Raw genomic sequence first — 16,396 nt, 5'->3', positions numbered from 1 at the left:
GCCAACAGCCACGGCCCCGCTCTCCGGTGGGAGAGCGGGGCCGTGTGCGCGCTGAAGGGGTCAGTGCCAGCTGTGCGGTGCCCGGAAGCCGGGCTCGCGCTCCAGGCGGCGCCAGCCGGCCTTGGGGCGGGCGGCGTTGTGAGACGTGGCGGAAGCGGGCGCAGCCGCCGCGCGAGCCAGCAGGATGGCCGTGATGGCGGCGACTTCCTCGGGCTCGGCGTGGCCCTTCTCGACGCGGATGTCAGAGTTGTTCATGGGTTCAGTCTCCGTGAGAGAGGTTTCCGCAGCGCTGCCGCGGAGGATCCGCAGGGTTACTGCGGGGGGTTGCCGTGCTTGCGGGAGGGCAGGTCCGCGTGCTTGGAGTGCAGCATCGCCAGGGACCTGATGAGCACTTCCCGGGTCTCGGCGGGGTCGATGACGTCGTCGACAAGACCCCGCTCGGCCGCGTAGTAGGGGTGCATCAGCTCTGCCTTGTACTCCTTGACCATGCGCACGCGCATCGCCTCGGGGTCCTCCGCCTCGGCGATCTGGCGGCGGAAGATGACGTTGGCGGCGCCTTCCGCGCCCATCACGGCGATCTCGTTCGTCGGCCAGGCGAACGTGAGGTCCGCGCCGATGGACTGGCTGTCCATGACGATGTACGCACCTCCGTACGCCTTGCGCAGGATCAGCGAGATCCTCGGCACCGTCGCGTTGCAGTACGCGTACAGCAGCTTCGCGCCGTGCCGGATGATTCCGCCGTGCTCCTGGTCGACACCGGGCAGGAACCCGGGGACATCCAGGAGAGTGACGATCGGGATGTTAAAAGCGTCACACATCTGGACGAAGCGCGCAGCTTTTTCGGAGGCCTCGATGTCCAGCACACCCGCGAGGGACTGCGGCTGATTGGCGACGATGCCGACGACCTGGCCGCCGAGACGGGCCAGCGCACAGATGATGTTGCGGGCCCAACGCTCGTGCACCTCAAGGTAGTCGCCGTCGTCGACGAGCTCCTCGATCACCTTCGTCATGTCGTACGGACGGTTGCCGTCCGCCGGAACCAGGTCGAGCAGAACGTCCGAGCGGCGGTCGGCGGGGTCCTCGGACGCGACACCCGGGGGGTTCTCGCGGTTGTTCTGCGGCAGCATCGACAGGAGGTAGCGGACCTCCGCGATGCAGGTCTCCTCGTCGTCGTAGGCGAAGTGCGCGACACCGGAGGTCTCGGCGTGGACATCCGCGCCGCCCAGACCGTTCTGGGTGATCTCCTCGCCCGTCACCGCCTTGACGACGTCCGGGCCCGTGATGAACATCTGCGAGGTCTCGCGGACCATGAACACGAAGTCGGTCAGAGCGGGACTGTAGGCCGCGCCGCCCGCACAGGGGCCGAGCATCACGCTGATCTGCGGGATGACCCCGGACGCCCTGGTGTTGCGCTGGAAGATGCCGCCGTAACCGGCGAGCGCGGACACGCCCTCCTGGATACGGGCTCCCGCGCCGTCGTTCAGGGACACCAGCGGCGCCCCGGCCGCGATGGCCATGTCCATGATCTTGTGGATCTTCGTGGCGTGCGCCTCGCCCAGCGCACCGCCGAAGATACGGAAGTCATGCGCGTACACGAAGACCGTCCGGCCCTCGACCGTGCCCCAGCCGGTGATCACACCGTCCGTGTACGGCCTCTTGGCCTCCAGGCCGAACCCCGTCGCCCGGTGCCGACGCAACTGCTCGACCTCCTGGAACGAACCCGCATCAACCAGCAGGTCGATACGCTCCCGCGCCGTCAGCTTGCCCTTGGCCTTCTGCGCGGCGGTCGCCTTCTCGCTGGGGCCCCGCAGCGCCTCCGCACGGATCGCGTGCAGCTCGGCCACGCGCCCGCGTGCATCCGTGGGTTCGCCTGAGGATCCTGAGGATTCGGCCTCATCCAAAACGGTCATGTAGCGACCTTACGAAGCCCACCAAGGAAAGGGGGCCGTCGACTCCGTACAGTCTCCGGGCCGTTTTCCTGGTACCCCCCAACAGAACCACTGCTTCAGGCAGGCGATCTGACTGCTCAGGGGGCCTCTTCCTTGTAGAGGTCGAACAAACCCGCCAGCTGAGAGCCACCTCACATTCATGAGGAGCACATGCCATCCCTGGAGTGAACAGCCACCTGAGCGGTGACCTTGCAGCTGCCCCAGGCGCACCCCTGGGACACCCCTGGGGCACCCCAAAGATGTCGCTTGCGGAGCGCGGTTGTGTGACGCAACGTAACGTTCCGAACACGTGGTGAATGATGTTGAAACTTGAATGGAATAGGTCTACCTTCCCCCTTGTTGGCATCGTTGAATATTAAACAGCCTCGCTCAACCACCTCGCGTCGCGGCTTCCGCACGAAACCGCGACCCGTCCCCCAAGGAGCACACCATGAGCATCTTCGGCCGCAAGACCGACAACGCCGCCGGCACGGACACGACCCCTGTCGCGGTGAACCCCGAACTGGCCGCGCTGACCGGCGACTACACGCTCGACCCGTCGCACACGACGATCGGCTTCGTCGCCCGCCACGCGATGGTGACCAACGTCAAGGGCAGCTTCAAGGACTTCGAGGGCACACTGCATCTGGACGGCTCCGACCCGTCCAAGTCGACCGCCTCGATCGACGTCAAGATGGAGAGCGTCGAGACCGGCTCCGCGGACCGCGACGGCCACCTGAAGAGCGCCGACTTCTTCAAGACGGACGAGTTCCCGACGATGACCTTCCGCTCCACCGAGGCGGAGGCCCTGGGCGGCGACGACTACCGGATCACCGGTGAGCTGTCGATCCTCGGCACCACCAAACCGCTCACCATCGACCTTGAGTTCAACGGCTCCGCCACGGACCCGTTCGGCAACCAGCGCGTCGGCTTCGAGGGCAAGGCCGAGATCCTGCGCTCCGAGTGGGGCCTCAGCTGGAACGCGGCGCTGGAGACCGGCGGCGTCCTCGTCTCCGACAAGATCAAGCTGGTCTTCGACATCTCGGCGATCAAGAACGCCGCCTGATTCCGCGGTCGACGCCTCCAGCACCCTCGAAGCGCCCGTCCTCTGACACTCCGGTAACCAGAGGGCGGGCGCTGTGCCATGTCCGGGCGCCCGCCCTCGCGACCATCGCTCGCACGCGTGCGCATTTCCCGGCTCCGCCGCCAGGGAGCACCAACTTGCAAGGGTCCCGCTCCCCCGCGACCCGCAACGTCGGTTCCGACTGCGGTTCCTCGGTCCCGGGGAATAACCCGGTGCGGTCGACCCGGGTGGCAGTTAGCCTCCGTCCATGACTTGGCTGCCCACTGACTTCGTACATCCCCTGCGCGTCGAATTGCCGGGCGGGTACCACCTGCGTCCGATCAGCGGGGCGGATGCGGACATCGACTACCCGACCGTGATGGGTTCGCGCGAGCGGCTGTGGTCCATTTTCGGTGAGGCGTGGGGGTGGCCCGCCGAGACCATGTCGTACGAGGCGAACAAGGAGGACCTGGAGCGGCACGCGGCCGAGATCACCGCCCATGAGTCCTTCAACTACGTGCTGCTCAATGACGCGGGTACCGAGGAATTCGGGTGTGTCTACATCGATCCTCCGGGGAAGGCCGGCGCCGATGCCGAGATCTCCTGGTGGGTCGTGGATGAGCGCGTGGGCAGTGAGTTGGAGCGGGACCTGGACTCGCTCGTGCCTCGGTGGATCGCCGGGGACTGGCCCTTCGAGCAGCCTCGGTTCATCGGCCGGGACCTGTCGTGGAAGGAGTGGCTGGCGCTGCCGGACGCGGGCTGATTCTCAGAGAGAGCGCGGCTCAGGACCTGTCCGGCCGGTCAAGCCGCCGGAAAGCGGCTGTATTTCGTCGGCATGAGCAGTCGGACGTGTCCTTAAGCGTCGCGCCATCTGAATACCGCGGCGCCGACCAGTAGTAGCCCCAGCGCGTACGCCGCCAGCACGCCCAGCCCTGGCCACGGGCCTATCGGGAGTCGGGCGAGGTCCCGGGTTGCCTGGATGGCCATGCCGGCCGGCATGGGGGCCCAGCGCTCGACGCGGTCCTTCCAGGTGGCGGAGCCGAGCAGGTCGGCCAGGAGCGGCACGACGTACAGGAGGCCGAGGCCCAGCGTGATCGCGCCCGCGGTGTCCCGTAGGAGGACTGCCAGGCCCAGGCCCAGGACGGCTATGAGGATCAGGCAGAGCACTGAACCGACGGCGGCGCGGAGTGTGGTCGGGTCGGTGAGGGTGAGGAGGGGGTAGCCCTCGGCGGGAGTGAAGCCGTTGCCAGGGAGGATCAGACGGGCCGCGTAGAGGGAAGCGGTGATGGCCAGAGCGCCTGCTGCCGCTGTTGCCGTGGCCAGTACGGCCGCCTTTGACGCCAGGACGCGTGAACGGCCGGGTGTCGCCGTCAGCGTCGTCCCGATCGTGCCCGTGCCGTACTCCGCTCCCATCGACAGGGCTCCGAGGATCAGGATCGTCGCCTGGCCGAGCCAGACTCCCGTGAGGCTGAGCTTCACGGTGTCCTCGTGGCACGCGGCCGCCGTGAGGCAGTCCCGGGTGGTGACCGCCGACACCGAGGCCGTACCCACCGCGACCGTCAGGACGACGGTCGCGGCCAGCAGAAGCCAGCTACTGGGCAGTGTGCGGAGTTTTGTCCACTCCGCGTGGAACGACCAGGTCATACGTCCCTCCTGCGCAGGCGCCAGGCGGCCAGCGCCAGAGCCACGACCACGTATGCGCACAGGACCGCGAGGCCGTTCCAGGGAGCGAGGGGGTAACAGCCGCTCTCCGGAAGGCAGTTGTGATCCACCTGTGGGTAGTACGTCGCTCCCTGCTGGACGGCGAACGCTGCCGCCGGGGTCAGCTTGAGCAGCCATTGCCCGACCGGGAGAGGGAGGGCGAAGGCGAGGATCTGCGGGAGGATCACGAGGACCACGACGACCGTGATCGCGGCCGCGCTGTTGCGGAGTATCGCCCCGGCAGCGAGCGCGAGGACCGCCACCAGGGACAGGAGTGCCGCGCTGCCGACGATCGCTCGCAGAGCCGTGGTGTCCAGGAGGGAGAGGTCGGGATACACGGGGGGCTTGAACCCGTTGGAGCGCATAGTGCTCTGGGCCAGGGGAAAGGTGATGGCCGTTGCCACCAGGCTGACGGCGAACGTGACGCCGCCGATCACCAGGGCCTTGGCCGTCAGGACGCGGGTGCGGCGCGGGGTCGCCGTGAACGTCGTACGGATCATGCCGCGTTTGTACTCGGTCGTGATGAAGAGGGCTCCCAGCGCCACCATGAACACCACGGCCACGAAAACGCCCTGGAAGCTCATCTGGATGACGTCGGGACCGGTCTCGTCCGGGGCGATGTCGCCCGTGCCGGCGACGGTGTAGACGCCGGAGGCCGATACCCGGGTGGTGCCGGGCTCGGGGTGCGCCGGGCCGGACTGCGGGGCGCCGGAGGCGTTCGGGTCGGAGGCATTCGGGGCGGGGGCATTCGGGGCGGGGGCGCCCACGTCCGTACTGGTCCAGGCCGCTCCCCTGGCGCCGCCGCTCAGGGCGAGGTGGTCGAAGCTCGCCGTGATGTTCGTACTGCCGGCCGTCTCCGAGGTGCCGCCGAAGGAGCGGCGCAGGTTGTTGTGGAGCGGGGTGGCGACGAACAGGCCTGCCTGGGTCGTGCCCGCCAGATCGGGCAGCGTGACCGAACCCACCTTCGTCCAGTCGGAGCCGTCGGCGGACTCATATCCCGTCAACTGCGTGCTCGTCCGTGTCAGACGGAGCCAGCGCGGATCACCGGAGGCGCCGCTGCCCGCCTTGTCCTGTGTGAAGTTCCATTGCATGCGGACGCCGTGGTCCGGGGTCACCATGAGGGCCGCGTACTGGCTGCCGGCCTCCGTGCTCTGCTTGATAATGATCCCGGCCTTCGCCCAGGGCTCCGGATCGCGTCCGCCGAGCCCCTTCAGGTCGGACACCCGGACCGTGACGCTGCCGTCACCGGCCAAGGGCTGATGGACGAAGCGGAAGCTGTCGGTGACCTGGGCGCCGTCCGGGGCGAGGGTGACGGGCGCCCCGCCGGAACTGACCGACGAGCCGCTCGCGGCAAGCTGCGAGATCAGGACCGTGACCGCCGCCGCGACGACGAGCACCAGCACCCAGACACGCACCGTCCAGAACTTGGACCACTCCGCGCGCAGCAGCCGTCCGAATCCTTCGCGGGTGGGCGGGAGTTGTGAGCGGTAAGGAGCGATGGTCGGAGAAGGAGAGGTCATCGGGTGACCTCGCCCTCGGGGGCCGAGGTGAACTCGGTCGCGTGTCGCGTGAGCTCCATGTACGCCTCTTCCAACGTCGCCCGGTGGGCGCCTACTTCGGCGAAGGGGATCCGGGCCGCGCCGAGCAGCTCCACGATCCGCTCCGCGGGCAGGCCGGTGACCGTCAGTGTGTCGGCGCCTGTGACGGCCACCGTGCCGCCCGCGCGGGCGAGCAGCTCCATCGCCTCGGTGCGCGCGGTCGTACGCAGGGCGACCCGGTCGCCGGATGCGGCCGCGAGCAGGGTGGCGACGGCGGTGTCGGCGATGAGCCGGCCGCGGCCGATGACGACCAGGTGGTCGGCGGTGTCCTCCAGTTCGCTCATGAGATGGCTGGAGACCAGGACGGCTCGGCCCTCGGCGGCCAGACGGCGCAGGAAACCGCGGATCCACTGGATGCCCTCGGGATCGAGCCCGTTGACCGGTTCGTCGAGGAGGAGGACCGGCGGGTCGCCCAGCAACGCGGCAGCTATACCCAGACGTTGACGCATACCGAGTGAGTAGCCGCCTGCGCGGCGTCGGGCGGCCTGGGCCATTCCGACCTGTTCGAGGACCTCGTCCACGCGGCGCAGGGACAGGCCGTGCGAGTGCGCGAGCCAGCGCAGATGGTCGCGGCCGCGGCGGCTCGGGTGCAGTGCGGCCGCGTCGAGCAGGGCACCCACCTCCAACAGAGGGGAGCGCAGGGCGTGGTACGGGCGGCCGCCGATGAGCGCGCGCCCCTCGTCGGGGGCGTCCAGGCCGAGCACGGCCCGCATCGTGGTGGACTTGCCCGCCCCGTTCGGCCCTACGAAACCGGTGATCTGCCCCGGCTCGACCGTGAAGGACAGCCCGTCCACCGCGACGGTCCGGCCGAACCGCTTGCGCAGGTCTTGGACTTCGATCGTTGCGTCACTCATGCTCAGCGAGATTAGGGATTGGCGGGCTTCGAGTCGTCCCGCCAGGGAGCCGTTTTCGGCGCCCCTGGCGTGAGGGACGGATCCCCTGCCGGGTCCCCCGTGCGGGGGAGAAACCCCAGGGTGACGCGCTGCGGCGCCGCCGACGGCACAATGGCGTGCATGAGCGAGGACACTGCGCGACGCGGCGATGGGGTCGCGGGGGTGTGGGAGTGGCTACGGCGCTTCCCGGCCCCCGTGACGTACCCGGTTGCCCTCGCTCTCCTCGCCTGCGCAGAGGTTCTGCTCCGAGTCGTAAGCCTGCGCGAGAATCTGGCGCTCGCCCTGCTGCTCGGGGTCTGCACCACTCTTCCGCTCACCTTCGTGCTCGGGGCCGACCGTGCCATGGTGGTGCGGGCCGGGGCCGCTGTCGCGGTGACCTCCGCGGGAGTGCTTGCGCTGACGCCGTTCCGAGCGCTGACCCTGGCGGGGGTAGTGGCCCAACTGGCTTCTGTGTACTGGCTCGGGCGAGCCGGGGCACCCCGGCTCAGCGGCGCGCTCGTCCTGCCGTACGTCGTCCTGGCCCTCGCCAGCCAGGACGACCTCACCACCCGGGTGATGGCCGTGCTCGTGACCACGCTCGCCTCCGCCGCGGCCGCGACGGGCATCGCCCATCAGGTCCGCAGTGCCGCACTCGCGCACAGCGCGACGGAGCGGGCCTTCGCGGACACCCTGCTCGCGCATGCCGCGCGCGGCGAACGGGCGCGGATCGCGCGGGAGTTGCATGACGTCGTCGCCCACCACATCTCGATGATCGCCGTCCAGGCGGAGACCGCCCGGCTGACCACGGCAGGGCTCCCCGCGGACGGCGCCACCCGGCTGCTCGCCATCGGGGACACCGCCCGGAGCGCGCTGACGGAGATGCGGCGGCTGCTGGGGGTGCTGCGGGAGGACGCCGACGTGGGTGTCACCCGGCGCCCGCAGCCCGGACTGCGCCAGCTCATGGAGCTGATCGACGACTCCCGGGACGCCTCCGGCTCCCGTACCCGGTTGATCGTCAGCGGCCCTGTCGCCGCGCTCGAACCGGGCATCGAGGTCACCGCGTTCCGCATCGTCCAGGAGGCCCTGACGAACGCCCGCCGACATGCGCGGGGTGCCGCCGTCGATGTCGAGCTCCGTTATTCGGACGAGGACTTGGCGATCCGCGTCCGCGACAACGGGCCGGGGCCGCCCGTCGGCACCAGCAACTCGGAGGCCTCGGGCGTTTCGCAGGGCTCAGACGTCTCCCGTGCCTCGGACGCCGGCCACGGGCTCCTCGGCATGCGCGAACGTGCCGCCACGGTCGGCGGCACCCTCCGTACCGGCCCGGCACCCGGCGGCGGGTTCCTCGTCGAGGCGCGGCTTCCCGTACGGGCGGAGGCCCTTGTATGACCGAGACCCATGCGAGCACCCCCACTCGGGCCGAAGCCACCGCGCCGATCCGTATCGTCGTCGCCGACGACCATGAGGTCGTGCGTGCGGGATATGCCGGACTCCTTGCCACCCAGGCAGACTTCAAGGTCGTCGGCACCGCGCGCGACGGCGCCGAGGCGGTGCGGATCTGCCGGGCGGAGCGACCCGACGTGGTTCTCATGGACGTCCGTATGCCGGTCATGGACGGGATCCAGGCGACCGCCGAACTGATGGCGCCCGAGGCAACAGCTGTACAGGAAATGGCCGCACGGGCGACGCCCGCACAGGCGACGCCCGCCGAGCGCGCGGGCTCTGACGCGCAAAAGGGCCGGGACGACCCCACGGGCGGGGGTGAGTTCACGGGCCGGGGCGAGCTCACGGGCAGGAGCGAACTCGAGAGCCTTCCCGAGCGCCTTCCCGAGCGCCTTGGCGAGCGCCCTGGCGAGCGCCCTGGCGAACGCCTTCCCGAGCGGCTTGGCGAACGCCCTGGCGAGGGCCTCGGTGAGGCTGCTGCTCAGGGCCCTCCCCGGGTGCTCATCCTCACCACCTTCGACCTCGACGAGCATGTGTACGACGCTCTCGCTGCCGGGGCGAGTGGGTTTCTCCTCAAGGACGTCACCGCGGAGCGGCTTTTCGAGGCGGTACGGGTCGTCGCCGCCGGGGAGGCCTTGCTCGCGCCCGCCATCACCCGCCGTCTGATCGCCGAGTTCGCCCGGCTGAAGCCCCGGACGCCCGCACGGAAGACACTCGGCGCGTTGACACCACGCGAGACGGAGGTGCTGCGGCTGATCGCGGAGGGCCTGTCCAACCCCGAGATCGCCCGGCGGCTGCACGTGGGCGAGGAGACCGTGAAGACACACGTCAGCCGCGTTCTGTCCAAGCTCGGTCTGCGTGACCGTACACAGGCGGTGGTGACGGCGTACGAGAGTGGGCTGGTCGTGCCGCGTACGGGCGGCGAGCCGTTGGGGGCGCCCTAGGTCCTGTCGTCACCTTCCCGTCTTCCTCGCGACGCCATGCACGCCCTCTCGCCGCACCGGGCGCAGACCCAAGTACGTCCCGTACGAAGGTCCACGCCCGGCACACCGAGAGCACGCACCCGACGCCGCGAGGCCGCCCTCCGGGCGACGACGGGAAATTGACGACAGGACTGACCTAGGTGAACTACCAGTCCCAGTGCGGGACTTCGCGGAGTGGGTGGAGTTCCCGGTCCGTCTCGGCCAGGGAGTTCTGCTGGGCGACGCGCGAGCCGAACTCGACATGGGAGCGGACGGCGGTGCGGAAGAGTTCGTCGTCGGGCAGGTCCGCCTCGTCGAGCGACTCCAGATAGACCTGCACGAAGCGGTCGCGCTGTTCGTCGGTGATCCGCAGGCCCCGGTGCACGTTGATGATGTGCGCGAAGCCGAGTTCCTGGGTGAAGCGGTCCGGGCCGCCGAACGACTCGGCGGTGAACCAGGTCAGATGGTCGACGTGATGCGGTTCGCGGCGCGGGAAGACCTCGCGCAGGACGGGGTCCGCGAGCGCCTTCGCGTAGAAGATCTCCTCCAGGCGGTGCAGGGCATCGTCGCCGCCCGCGTGTTCGTAGAGACTCGTCACGCTCTCATCGTGGGGCGGTGGCACAGGTTCCGCCAAGTCCTGCGGGGGCCACATGAACTCATGAACTCAGCGGGCGTCGTAGTCCTGGCGGGCGTCCTCGACCTTGTCGAGGTGGACGGAGGCCCAGTCGGCGAGAGTGGCGAAGAGTGGGGCCAGGCTGCGGCCCAGTTGGCTGATCTCGTACTCGACACGGGGCGGGACCTCGGGGTGGTAGGTGCGCACGACGAGACCATCTCGTTCCAACTGGCGCAGGCGTTGGGTCAGCACCTTGGGTGTGATCTTGGTGATGCGGCGTTCCAGCTCCACGAAGCGATGCCGCCCGTATTCGTTGAGCGACCACAGGATCGGGGTCGTCCAGCGGCTGAAGACGATGTCGACGACCGGGGCGATGGGACAGGCCACCTCCGGGTCGATCGACATGTCCGTCGCCGTCGCCCGCCATGTGCTGTCGGTCACAATCGACCCCTCTCCCCATTACTTTCCTCTAGGTACCTACTATGCCATCGCCAGTAGCTTCTCATCAGGCCCCACAAGGGGCTGGGCCGGCAGGTCACTGCAGGTCAAACGGGTCACTGGGGAGTGAACATGATCGTGGTAACGGGAGCGACGGGGAATGTCGGGCGGCCGCTCGTGCGGGCGCTGGCCGCGGCGGGCGAGCAGGTGACAGCCGTCTCGCGCGGGGCTTCAGCGGCGGACGTGCCGACGGGGGTGCGCCACGTCCAGGCCGATCTGAGTGAACCCAAGAGCCTTGAGCCCGTGCTCGACGGCGCCGAGGCGCTGTTCCTGCTGATCTCCGGCGAATGGTTCGCGACTGTCGGGGATCTGAGCGGGATCCTCGACGCGGCTCGGATCGGGGGCGTACGACGGATCGTCTTTCTTTCGTCTCAGGGCGTCGGGACGCTACGGCATCCGCCGGAGCTGGAGGAGGCGGTCAAGCGGTCGGGGCTGGAGTGGACCGTGCTCCGGCCGGGGGGATTCGACTCCAATGCGTTCGCGTGGGCCGAGCCGGTTCGCGCGCGGCGGGTGGCCGCCGCGCCGTTCGGTGACGTCGCGCTGCCGACCATCGACCCGGCCGACATCGCCGAGGTCGCCGCCGTCACGCTGCGGGAGTCCGGTCACGGCGGCAGCACGTACACACTGACCGGGCCTGCGCCTGTCTCGCCCAGGCAGCAGGTCGCGGCGATCGGGGACGCGCTGGGCGAGCCGGTGCGGTTCGTCGAGCAGACGCGTGACGAAGCACGGGAGCAGATGCTGGGGTTCATGCCCGAGCCGGTCGTGGAAGCCACGCTCGGGATCATGGGAACACCCACGGCCGAGGAGCAGCGGGTCAGTCCCGATGTGGAGCGGATTCTCGGACGTCCGGGGCGTACGTTCGCTCAGTGGGCGGAGCGTAACCTCGCCGCGTTCAAGTGACGGGAACGGCCTGAGGTCCTTCGGCGGCCGCCTCATCGTCAGAAGCCGCCGCCGAAGTCCCCTCCACCGCCGCCGAAGTCGCCGCCTCCACCGCCGAATCCGCCGCTGAAGTCGCCGGAGTCGAAGTCGGCGCCCGATACATCGCCGCCTTCGTATCCGGCGGAGCCGAAGTCGCCGTAACCGGAGCCGTAGTCGGCCGCGTACGCGGGACTGGCCATCATGCTGCCGAGCATCGTGCCGACGAGGAGGCCGGGCAGCAGGCCGCCGCCGAAGTAGCCGCCCGCCCAGGGGCCATAGGCCGGGCCCGCATCCCAGTAGGGGCGGCGTCCGTACTCGGTGTCCACCTCGCGGATCGCCGGGTCGGCGCCGTCCGCCAGGCGGGCCCGGTCCGCCGCGCAGACCGGGACCTCACGAGTCGAGCCGCCGGCCGGCGTCCAGGTCGCGTCGGCGACCGAGGGGCCGTGCCGCGGGTCGAAGAAGCAGGGGGCGCGGCGCTCGGGGACCGGGCGGCCCTCGCGGCGGGCGGCGAGCTCGGCGAGGGAGAAGCGGCCGTCCTCCAGGGCCTTGGTGACGGCGCGTACGTCTTCTGGGTACTCGGCGGCGGCCATGGACGACTTCGCCTGCTCGTACGCGTCCAGGGCGCGCTCGTAGTCCGCGCGCATCGAGTCGTCCGCGCCCGCTTCCGCGGGGTGGAAGTCGAGGCGGTCCAGTTCCTCGCCGAACGCCGTGATGTCCTCGTCCACCACCACGCGGAGCTTGTCGAGGGCCGCCCGCTGCTCCTCCGCCTTGCGGCGCTTGTTCCGTCGTACGAGCGTGTAGGCGCCCGCGCCGCCGAGCACCGCCACCGCGCCGACCGTGATCAGGGCGGTTGTGGAGACGCCGGCGCCGTCGGTGCTGCCGGAGTCCCAGCTCGCGGGGGCCGCGCCGCCGATGTTGGCGAGCGCACGGTCCGTGAAGTCGTCCAGCTGGGTGTTGGTGTTCTCGTTGTTCTGGACGCTGGTGAGGAGGTTCTGCAGGGCGGTGGTGGACATCACCGCGGAGTCGGCTCTGGCGTCGAAGCGGTCGCCGAGCCTGATCGCGTACAGGCCGGTGATGCCGGTGGCGGTGCGGAGGTTCTGGAAGAGGTTCTGGGTGGGGAAGTCCGCGGGGAGTACCGCGACGAAGACCGGCTTGTCCGCGGTCCTGATCTTCTTCGCGAGGGTGTCGGCTTCCGCGGTGGAGAGCTGGGCGGAGGCGGCGGGGTCGACGTATACAGGGGACTCTCGGAGGGCTGCGGCTACCGTGCCTACGTCGGTGGCCGCGTGGGCCGTGGGCGCCTGGGCGGTGAGGACTGCCAGGGCGGCGAGCGTCAGTACGCTCAGCAGTCCGGGGAGCCTTCTTGCGCGTGCGGCCCTCATGTCTTCGACGGTACCTGACAGTGACGGGAAGTGGCTGTGCGGGTGGGGCGGGGGTGGGTGGGGTTTTTCGCCCCCTCCGCCCCTACCCGTCCCTTGTTCCTGGGGGCTACCGCCGCCCCCACACCCCCGCTTCGCGCTGAACGCGCTCGTCCTCAAACGCCGGACGGGCTGTCGGACCCGTCCGGCGCATGGCAGTGCCTACGTCGCCGCGTACGCCTCCCTCAGTTTCGCCACCGCGTCCTCGTACCGGCCTGTCAGGAGGAGGTGGTCGGCGTCGGCGAAGGGCTTGGAGACGGCGGCTGTGATGGTGGTGCCGATCTTCTGCTGGACCAGGAGGCGGGCCTTGGTGACGGCGGCCTGGCCTGCCTTGGCCGAGCCCGTCCGCTCGGCGGCCTTGGCGGCCAGGGCGAGGGCCTTCAGGGTCGCCGTGCCACCCTCGGGTGTCCTGGTGAGGGTCGTGAGGCCCCAGCCGTACGGGAACTGCGGATCGTACGACGTGTCGCCGACGTTGATCGGCAGCTGGGACTCGGACTTGGGCCAGGTGACAGGGAGTTGGCCGGTGAAGGGACGCTTGCCGTAGAGGACGTCCGCGACGCCGGAACCCTCGGTGCCCGGCAGCCAGGAGGCGACGAGGGCGTCGATGTCACCGAGGCGGTCGCCGACGAGCTGCGGCCGTCCGGAGACGGTCAGGACCACGCACTTGATGGCGCCGCAGACCTTGTCGACGGCGGCCTTGTCCGCGGCGGTCAGTTCGAGGTCGTTGCCGTTGCCCACGTCGCCGACACCCTCGGCGTACGGGGTCTCGCCGACGACGACCACACCGACGTCGTAACCGGCGGTCGAAGCCGACGCGTCCTTGGAGTAGGTGACGTTGCCGCCGGCCTGCTGCAGTCCCTCCAGGATGGTCGTGCCCTCCGTGATCGCGCCGGAGGAGCCCTGCCAGGTGATGGTCCAGCCGCCGGTCTGGTTGCCGATATCGTCGGCGTTGGACCCGGCGACGTACACCTTCTGGGACTTCTTGAGGGGCAGGACGCTGCCCGCGTTCTTGAGGAGGACCTGCGACTCGGCCGCCGCCTCGCGGGCCACGGCCCGGTGTTCGGGCGAGCCGATGTCGGACGCGCCGCTCGTGTCGGCGTACGGCTCCTCGAAGAGGCCGAGCTTGAACTTCTGCGTGAGGATGCGCGATACGGCGTCGTCCACGCGCGCCTCGCTGATCCGGCCCGCGTTCACCTCGCTGATGAGCGTGGTGTGGAAGTCCTTGTACGCGTACGGGACCATGACCATGTCCATGCCCGCGTTGACGGACGTACGGACGTCGGAGGCGTAGTCGCCGGGGATCTGGTTGATGCCGTCCCAGTCGCTGATGACGAAGCCGTCGAAGCCCATCTCGTCCTTCAACACCCCGTTGATGAGCGCCGCGTTGGCGTGCATCTTCACCGGGCCGGCGTCGTCGCCGACGATGTCGACCGACGAGTAGGAAGGCATGACCGAGCCGACGCCGCGGTCCACGGCGTCCTGGTAAGGCGCCAGGTGCACCGCTTCCAGCTCCTGCTCCGTGACCTTGGTGATGCCCTGGTCGATGGTGTACGAGCCCGAGGTGGACGAGCCGTACTCGGTGCCGCCGTCGCCTACGAAGTGCTTGGCGGTGGCGAGGACCCTGTCGCTGTCGCTCAGGTCCTTGCCGTTGGCGCGGCCCTGGAGACCCTGGATGATCGTCTCCAGGGACTCGACGAGGGCCGGGTCCTCACCGAAGGACTCGTAACTGCGGCCCCAGCGTTCGTCGCGAGTCACGCACAGGCAGGGCGCGAAGGTCCACGGAATGCCGGTGGCACGGACCTCGGCGGCGGTCACCTCGCCCGTCTCCTCGGCGAGTTGGGGATCACGGGTGGCGCCGATGCCGATGTTGTGCGGCATGACCGTCGCGCCGACGAGGTTGTTGTGGCCGTGCACCGCGTCCACGCCGTAGATCAGCGGGATCTGGAACCGCGTTGCCTGCGCCTGGAGTTGGAAGGAGTCGATCATCTTCGCCCACGCCTCTGGGGTGTTGGGCGTGGGGGTCGAGCCGCCGCCGGAGAGGAGCGAGCCGAGGGCGTACGTCGCGATGTCGCTCTGCGGGTTGATCGCGTTGCGCTCGGCCTGGGTCATCTGACCGGCCTTCTCCGCCAGGGACAGCCGGGACACGAGGTCGGCGACGCGCTTCTCCACCGACAACTTCGGGTCCAGGTACGGGAGTCCGTGGGCGTCGATGACGACCTGCGGGGTGCCGACCGGGGGCTTGGCTCCGGTGACCGTCAGCTTCAGGGGGATCGTCTCGGCGGACTCCCCGGACCTGTCCTTGACGGTGGTCACGGAGACGGTGCGCGAGGCGCCTGAGGCCGTGCCCGCCGGGAAGGTGATCGAGCCCTTGACGGGCTTGTAGTCCTTGCCGGAGTCGGCGGTGCCGCCGGTCGTCTCGTACGCGACGGTCACCGGCTCGTCGAGCGGGAGAGCGCCGGTGGTGGCGACGGAGACCTTGACGTTGGCCCTGCCGCCCTCCTTGACCGGGTAGACCGTGGAGTCGGTGAGGACGCTCGCGCGCAGTGACTGGTCGGCGGTGCCGTACAACTCCACGCCGTCGATGGCGAACTGGGCCTTGAGGCCGACGGGGAGGGTGAGGGAGTAGCCCCACATCTCGGTGAGGCCGAGGATGTGGTCGATGCCGCCCACTGGCTGATAGTCCGTGCGATAGGCGAAGTCTGCGAAGGGGATCTCGATCTGTTTCCAGCCGGTGAAGTCGTCCGTGAAGGATGTCGTCCACAGTTCGGAGGCCGCGCCGTTCGCGCCGCCGTCCTTGATCTCGAAGGGGATCTTCTTGCCGTTGTTCTGGCCGTCCCACCAGAAGCGGATGCCCTTGTGCGCGGACCAGTCATGGGCCGGCTGTCCGGAGGCGAAGTCGTGACTGTAACCGCCGTAGCCGCTGATGTCGTAGGTGCCGGTGAGGACCTTGGCGCCCTCGGGGGCGTCGGCCCGGGCGGTCAGGGCCAGTTGGGGCGGATCGTCGGTGTCGCCGCCCCATGTGAAGAGGCCTTCGGCAGGCGGATTCGCGAACGGGACCTCGCCCTCGAAGGTGTCCACGGGGACAGGGGACGGGTCGTCGGCCTGAGCGGCGGCTGACGCGGAGGCCAGGGGCAGCAGCCCGGTGAGCAAGGCGGCGGAAACGAGCAGGGCGGTTCTTCGCATGGACCTTCCCTCGACTCTCGTTGATCCTCTTGGTTCGTGTGTCAAACCCTCTTCGGTGTACTGAGTACTCGTCGGTGCTCTTCAGTGCTCTCTTCAGCGCTCTTCAGTACTCTTACGACTTAGATCACGCCGTGAGTTAACTGGCGTCCCTGCAAACCGTCAAGACTTCACGTCAGAACCGGTACACGGGCAATACCCGGCT

General features: G+C 69.3%; 13 protein-coding genes and 2 pseudogenes. 6 read left to right on the top strand and 9 right to left on the bottom strand.

The window, feature by feature from the left end:
- Positions 1 to 60: 60 nt before the first annotated feature.
- Together ACFWP7_RS33665 and ACFWP7_RS33660 are read right to left on the bottom strand one after the other, a co-directional pair.
- The gene (locus ACFWP7_RS33665) at positions 61 to 255 is read right to left on the bottom strand and encodes an acyl-CoA carboxylase subunit epsilon (RefSeq protein ID WP_384389391.1); all 195 of its coding nucleotides are present in this window, start codon (positions 253 to 255) and stop codon (positions 61 to 63) included.
- Positions 256 to 311: 56 nt separating this feature from the next.
- Positions 312 to 1,910 carry an acyl-CoA carboxylase subunit beta gene (locus tag ACFWP7_RS33660; protein ID WP_384389388.1) on the bottom strand — a complete coding sequence of 533 codons (1,599 nt, stop codon included), beginning with the start codon at positions 1,908 to 1,910 and terminating at the stop codon, positions 312 to 314.
- Positions 1,911 to 2,379: 469 nt separating this feature from the next.
- On the opposite strand from ACFWP7_RS33660, the gene ACFWP7_RS33655 reads away from it, so the two are divergent.
- Together ACFWP7_RS33655 and ACFWP7_RS33650 are read left to right on the top strand one after the other, a co-directional pair.
- Positions 2,380 to 2,994: a YceI family protein gene (locus ACFWP7_RS33655; RefSeq protein ID WP_384389386.1), complete on the top strand. Its 615-nt coding sequence runs from the start codon at positions 2,380 to 2,382 to the stop codon at positions 2,992 to 2,994.
- Positions 2,995 to 3,259: 265 nt separating this feature from the next.
- On the top strand, positions 3,260 to 3,754 hold the full coding sequence (locus ACFWP7_RS33650) for an N-acetyltransferase (RefSeq protein WP_384389383.1): 495 nt from the start codon (positions 3,260 to 3,262) through the stop codon (positions 3,752 to 3,754).
- Positions 3,755 to 3,846: 92 nt separating this feature from the next.
- Here ACFWP7_RS33650 and ACFWP7_RS33645 read toward each other — a convergent pair whose 3' ends face one another.
- The 3 genes from ACFWP7_RS33645 to ACFWP7_RS33635 are packed head-to-tail and all read right to left on the bottom strand — an operon-like array spanning position 3,847 to position 7,144.
- Positions 3,847 to 4,635: an ABC transporter permease gene (locus tag ACFWP7_RS33645; RefSeq protein ID WP_384389380.1), complete on the bottom strand. Its 789-nt coding sequence runs from the start codon at positions 4,633 to 4,635 to the stop codon at positions 3,847 to 3,849.
- Positions 4,632 to 6,212, bottom strand: a complete 1,581-nt coding sequence (locus ACFWP7_RS33640) for an ABC transporter permease subunit (RefSeq protein ID WP_384389377.1) — start codon at positions 6,210 to 6,212, stop codon at positions 4,632 to 4,634. Before ACFWP7_RS33640 ends, ACFWP7_RS33645 begins: the two co-directional genes overlap by 4 nt.
- The gene (locus ACFWP7_RS33635) at positions 6,209 to 7,144 is read right to left on the bottom strand and encodes an ABC transporter ATP-binding protein (protein ID WP_384389374.1); all 936 of its coding nucleotides are present in this window, start codon (positions 7,142 to 7,144) and stop codon (positions 6,209 to 6,211) included. The genes ACFWP7_RS33640 and ACFWP7_RS33635 overlap by 4 nt, the downstream gene beginning before the upstream one ends.
- A 159-nt stretch (positions 7,145 to 7,303) precedes the next feature.
- Between ACFWP7_RS33635 and ACFWP7_RS33630 the strand changes: the two genes are divergently transcribed.
- The 3 genes and pseudogenes from ACFWP7_RS33630 to ACFWP7_RS33620 form a co-directional block, all read left to right on the top strand.
- The gene (locus ACFWP7_RS33630) at positions 7,304 to 8,551 is read left to right on the top strand and encodes a sensor histidine kinase (RefSeq protein ID WP_384389371.1); all 1,248 of its coding nucleotides are present in this window, start codon (positions 7,304 to 7,306) and stop codon (positions 8,549 to 8,551) included.
- Positions 8,548 to 8,913 (top strand): annotated as a pseudogene (locus ACFWP7_RS33625) (response regulator transcription factor); the annotation flags it as partial. The gene ACFWP7_RS33630 and the pseudogene ACFWP7_RS33625, both read left to right, overlap by 4 nt.
- 183 nt (positions 8,914 to 9,096) lie before the next feature.
- Positions 9,097 to 9,549 (top strand): annotated as a pseudogene (locus ACFWP7_RS33620) (LuxR C-terminal-related transcriptional regulator); the annotation flags it as partial.
- Between the two features lie 184 nt (positions 9,550 to 9,733).
- Here the strand turns inward: ACFWP7_RS33620 and ACFWP7_RS33615 are convergent.
- Together ACFWP7_RS33615 and ACFWP7_RS33610 are read right to left on the bottom strand one after the other, a co-directional pair.
- A complete protein-coding gene (locus ACFWP7_RS33615; protein WP_384389367.1) occupies positions 9,734 to 10,165 on the bottom strand; it encodes a group II truncated hemoglobin in 432 nt (143 codons plus the stop codon).
- A 66-nt stretch (positions 10,166 to 10,231) separates the two neighbouring features.
- Positions 10,232 to 10,585, bottom strand: a complete 354-nt coding sequence (locus tag ACFWP7_RS33610) for a winged helix-turn-helix transcriptional regulator (RefSeq protein ID WP_384389400.1) — start codon at positions 10,583 to 10,585, stop codon at positions 10,232 to 10,234.
- Positions 10,586 to 10,750: 165 nt separating this feature from the next.
- Here ACFWP7_RS33610 and ACFWP7_RS33605 point away from each other — a divergent pair, with 165 nt between their 5' ends.
- Entirely contained in the window at positions 10,751 to 11,578 is an 828-nt protein-coding gene (locus tag ACFWP7_RS33605) for an NAD(P)H-binding protein (RefSeq protein WP_384389364.1), read from the top strand.
- 38 nt (positions 11,579 to 11,616) lie between these two features.
- Here ACFWP7_RS33605 and ACFWP7_RS33600 read toward each other — a convergent pair whose 3' ends face one another.
- Both ACFWP7_RS33600 and ACFWP7_RS33595 read right to left on the bottom strand, forming a co-directional pair.
- Entirely contained in the window at positions 11,617 to 12,975 is a 1,359-nt protein-coding gene (locus tag ACFWP7_RS33600) for a hypothetical protein (protein ID WP_384389361.1), read from the bottom strand.
- Between the two features lie 198 nt (positions 12,976 to 13,173).
- Positions 13,174 to 16,194, bottom strand: coding sequence for a glycoside hydrolase family 3 N-terminal domain-containing protein (locus ACFWP7_RS33595; RefSeq protein WP_384389358.1), 3,021 nt, complete (start codon positions 16,192 to 16,194; stop codon positions 13,174 to 13,176).
- Positions 16,195 to 16,396: the final 202 nt, after the last annotated feature.

It is taken from the genome of Streptomyces sp. NPDC058470, assembly GCF_042721055.1.
Taxonomy (GTDB): Bacteria; Actinomycetota; Actinomycetes; order Streptomycetales; family Streptomycetaceae; genus Streptomyces.
This window is presented reverse-complemented; position numbering and strand designations above follow the sequence as displayed.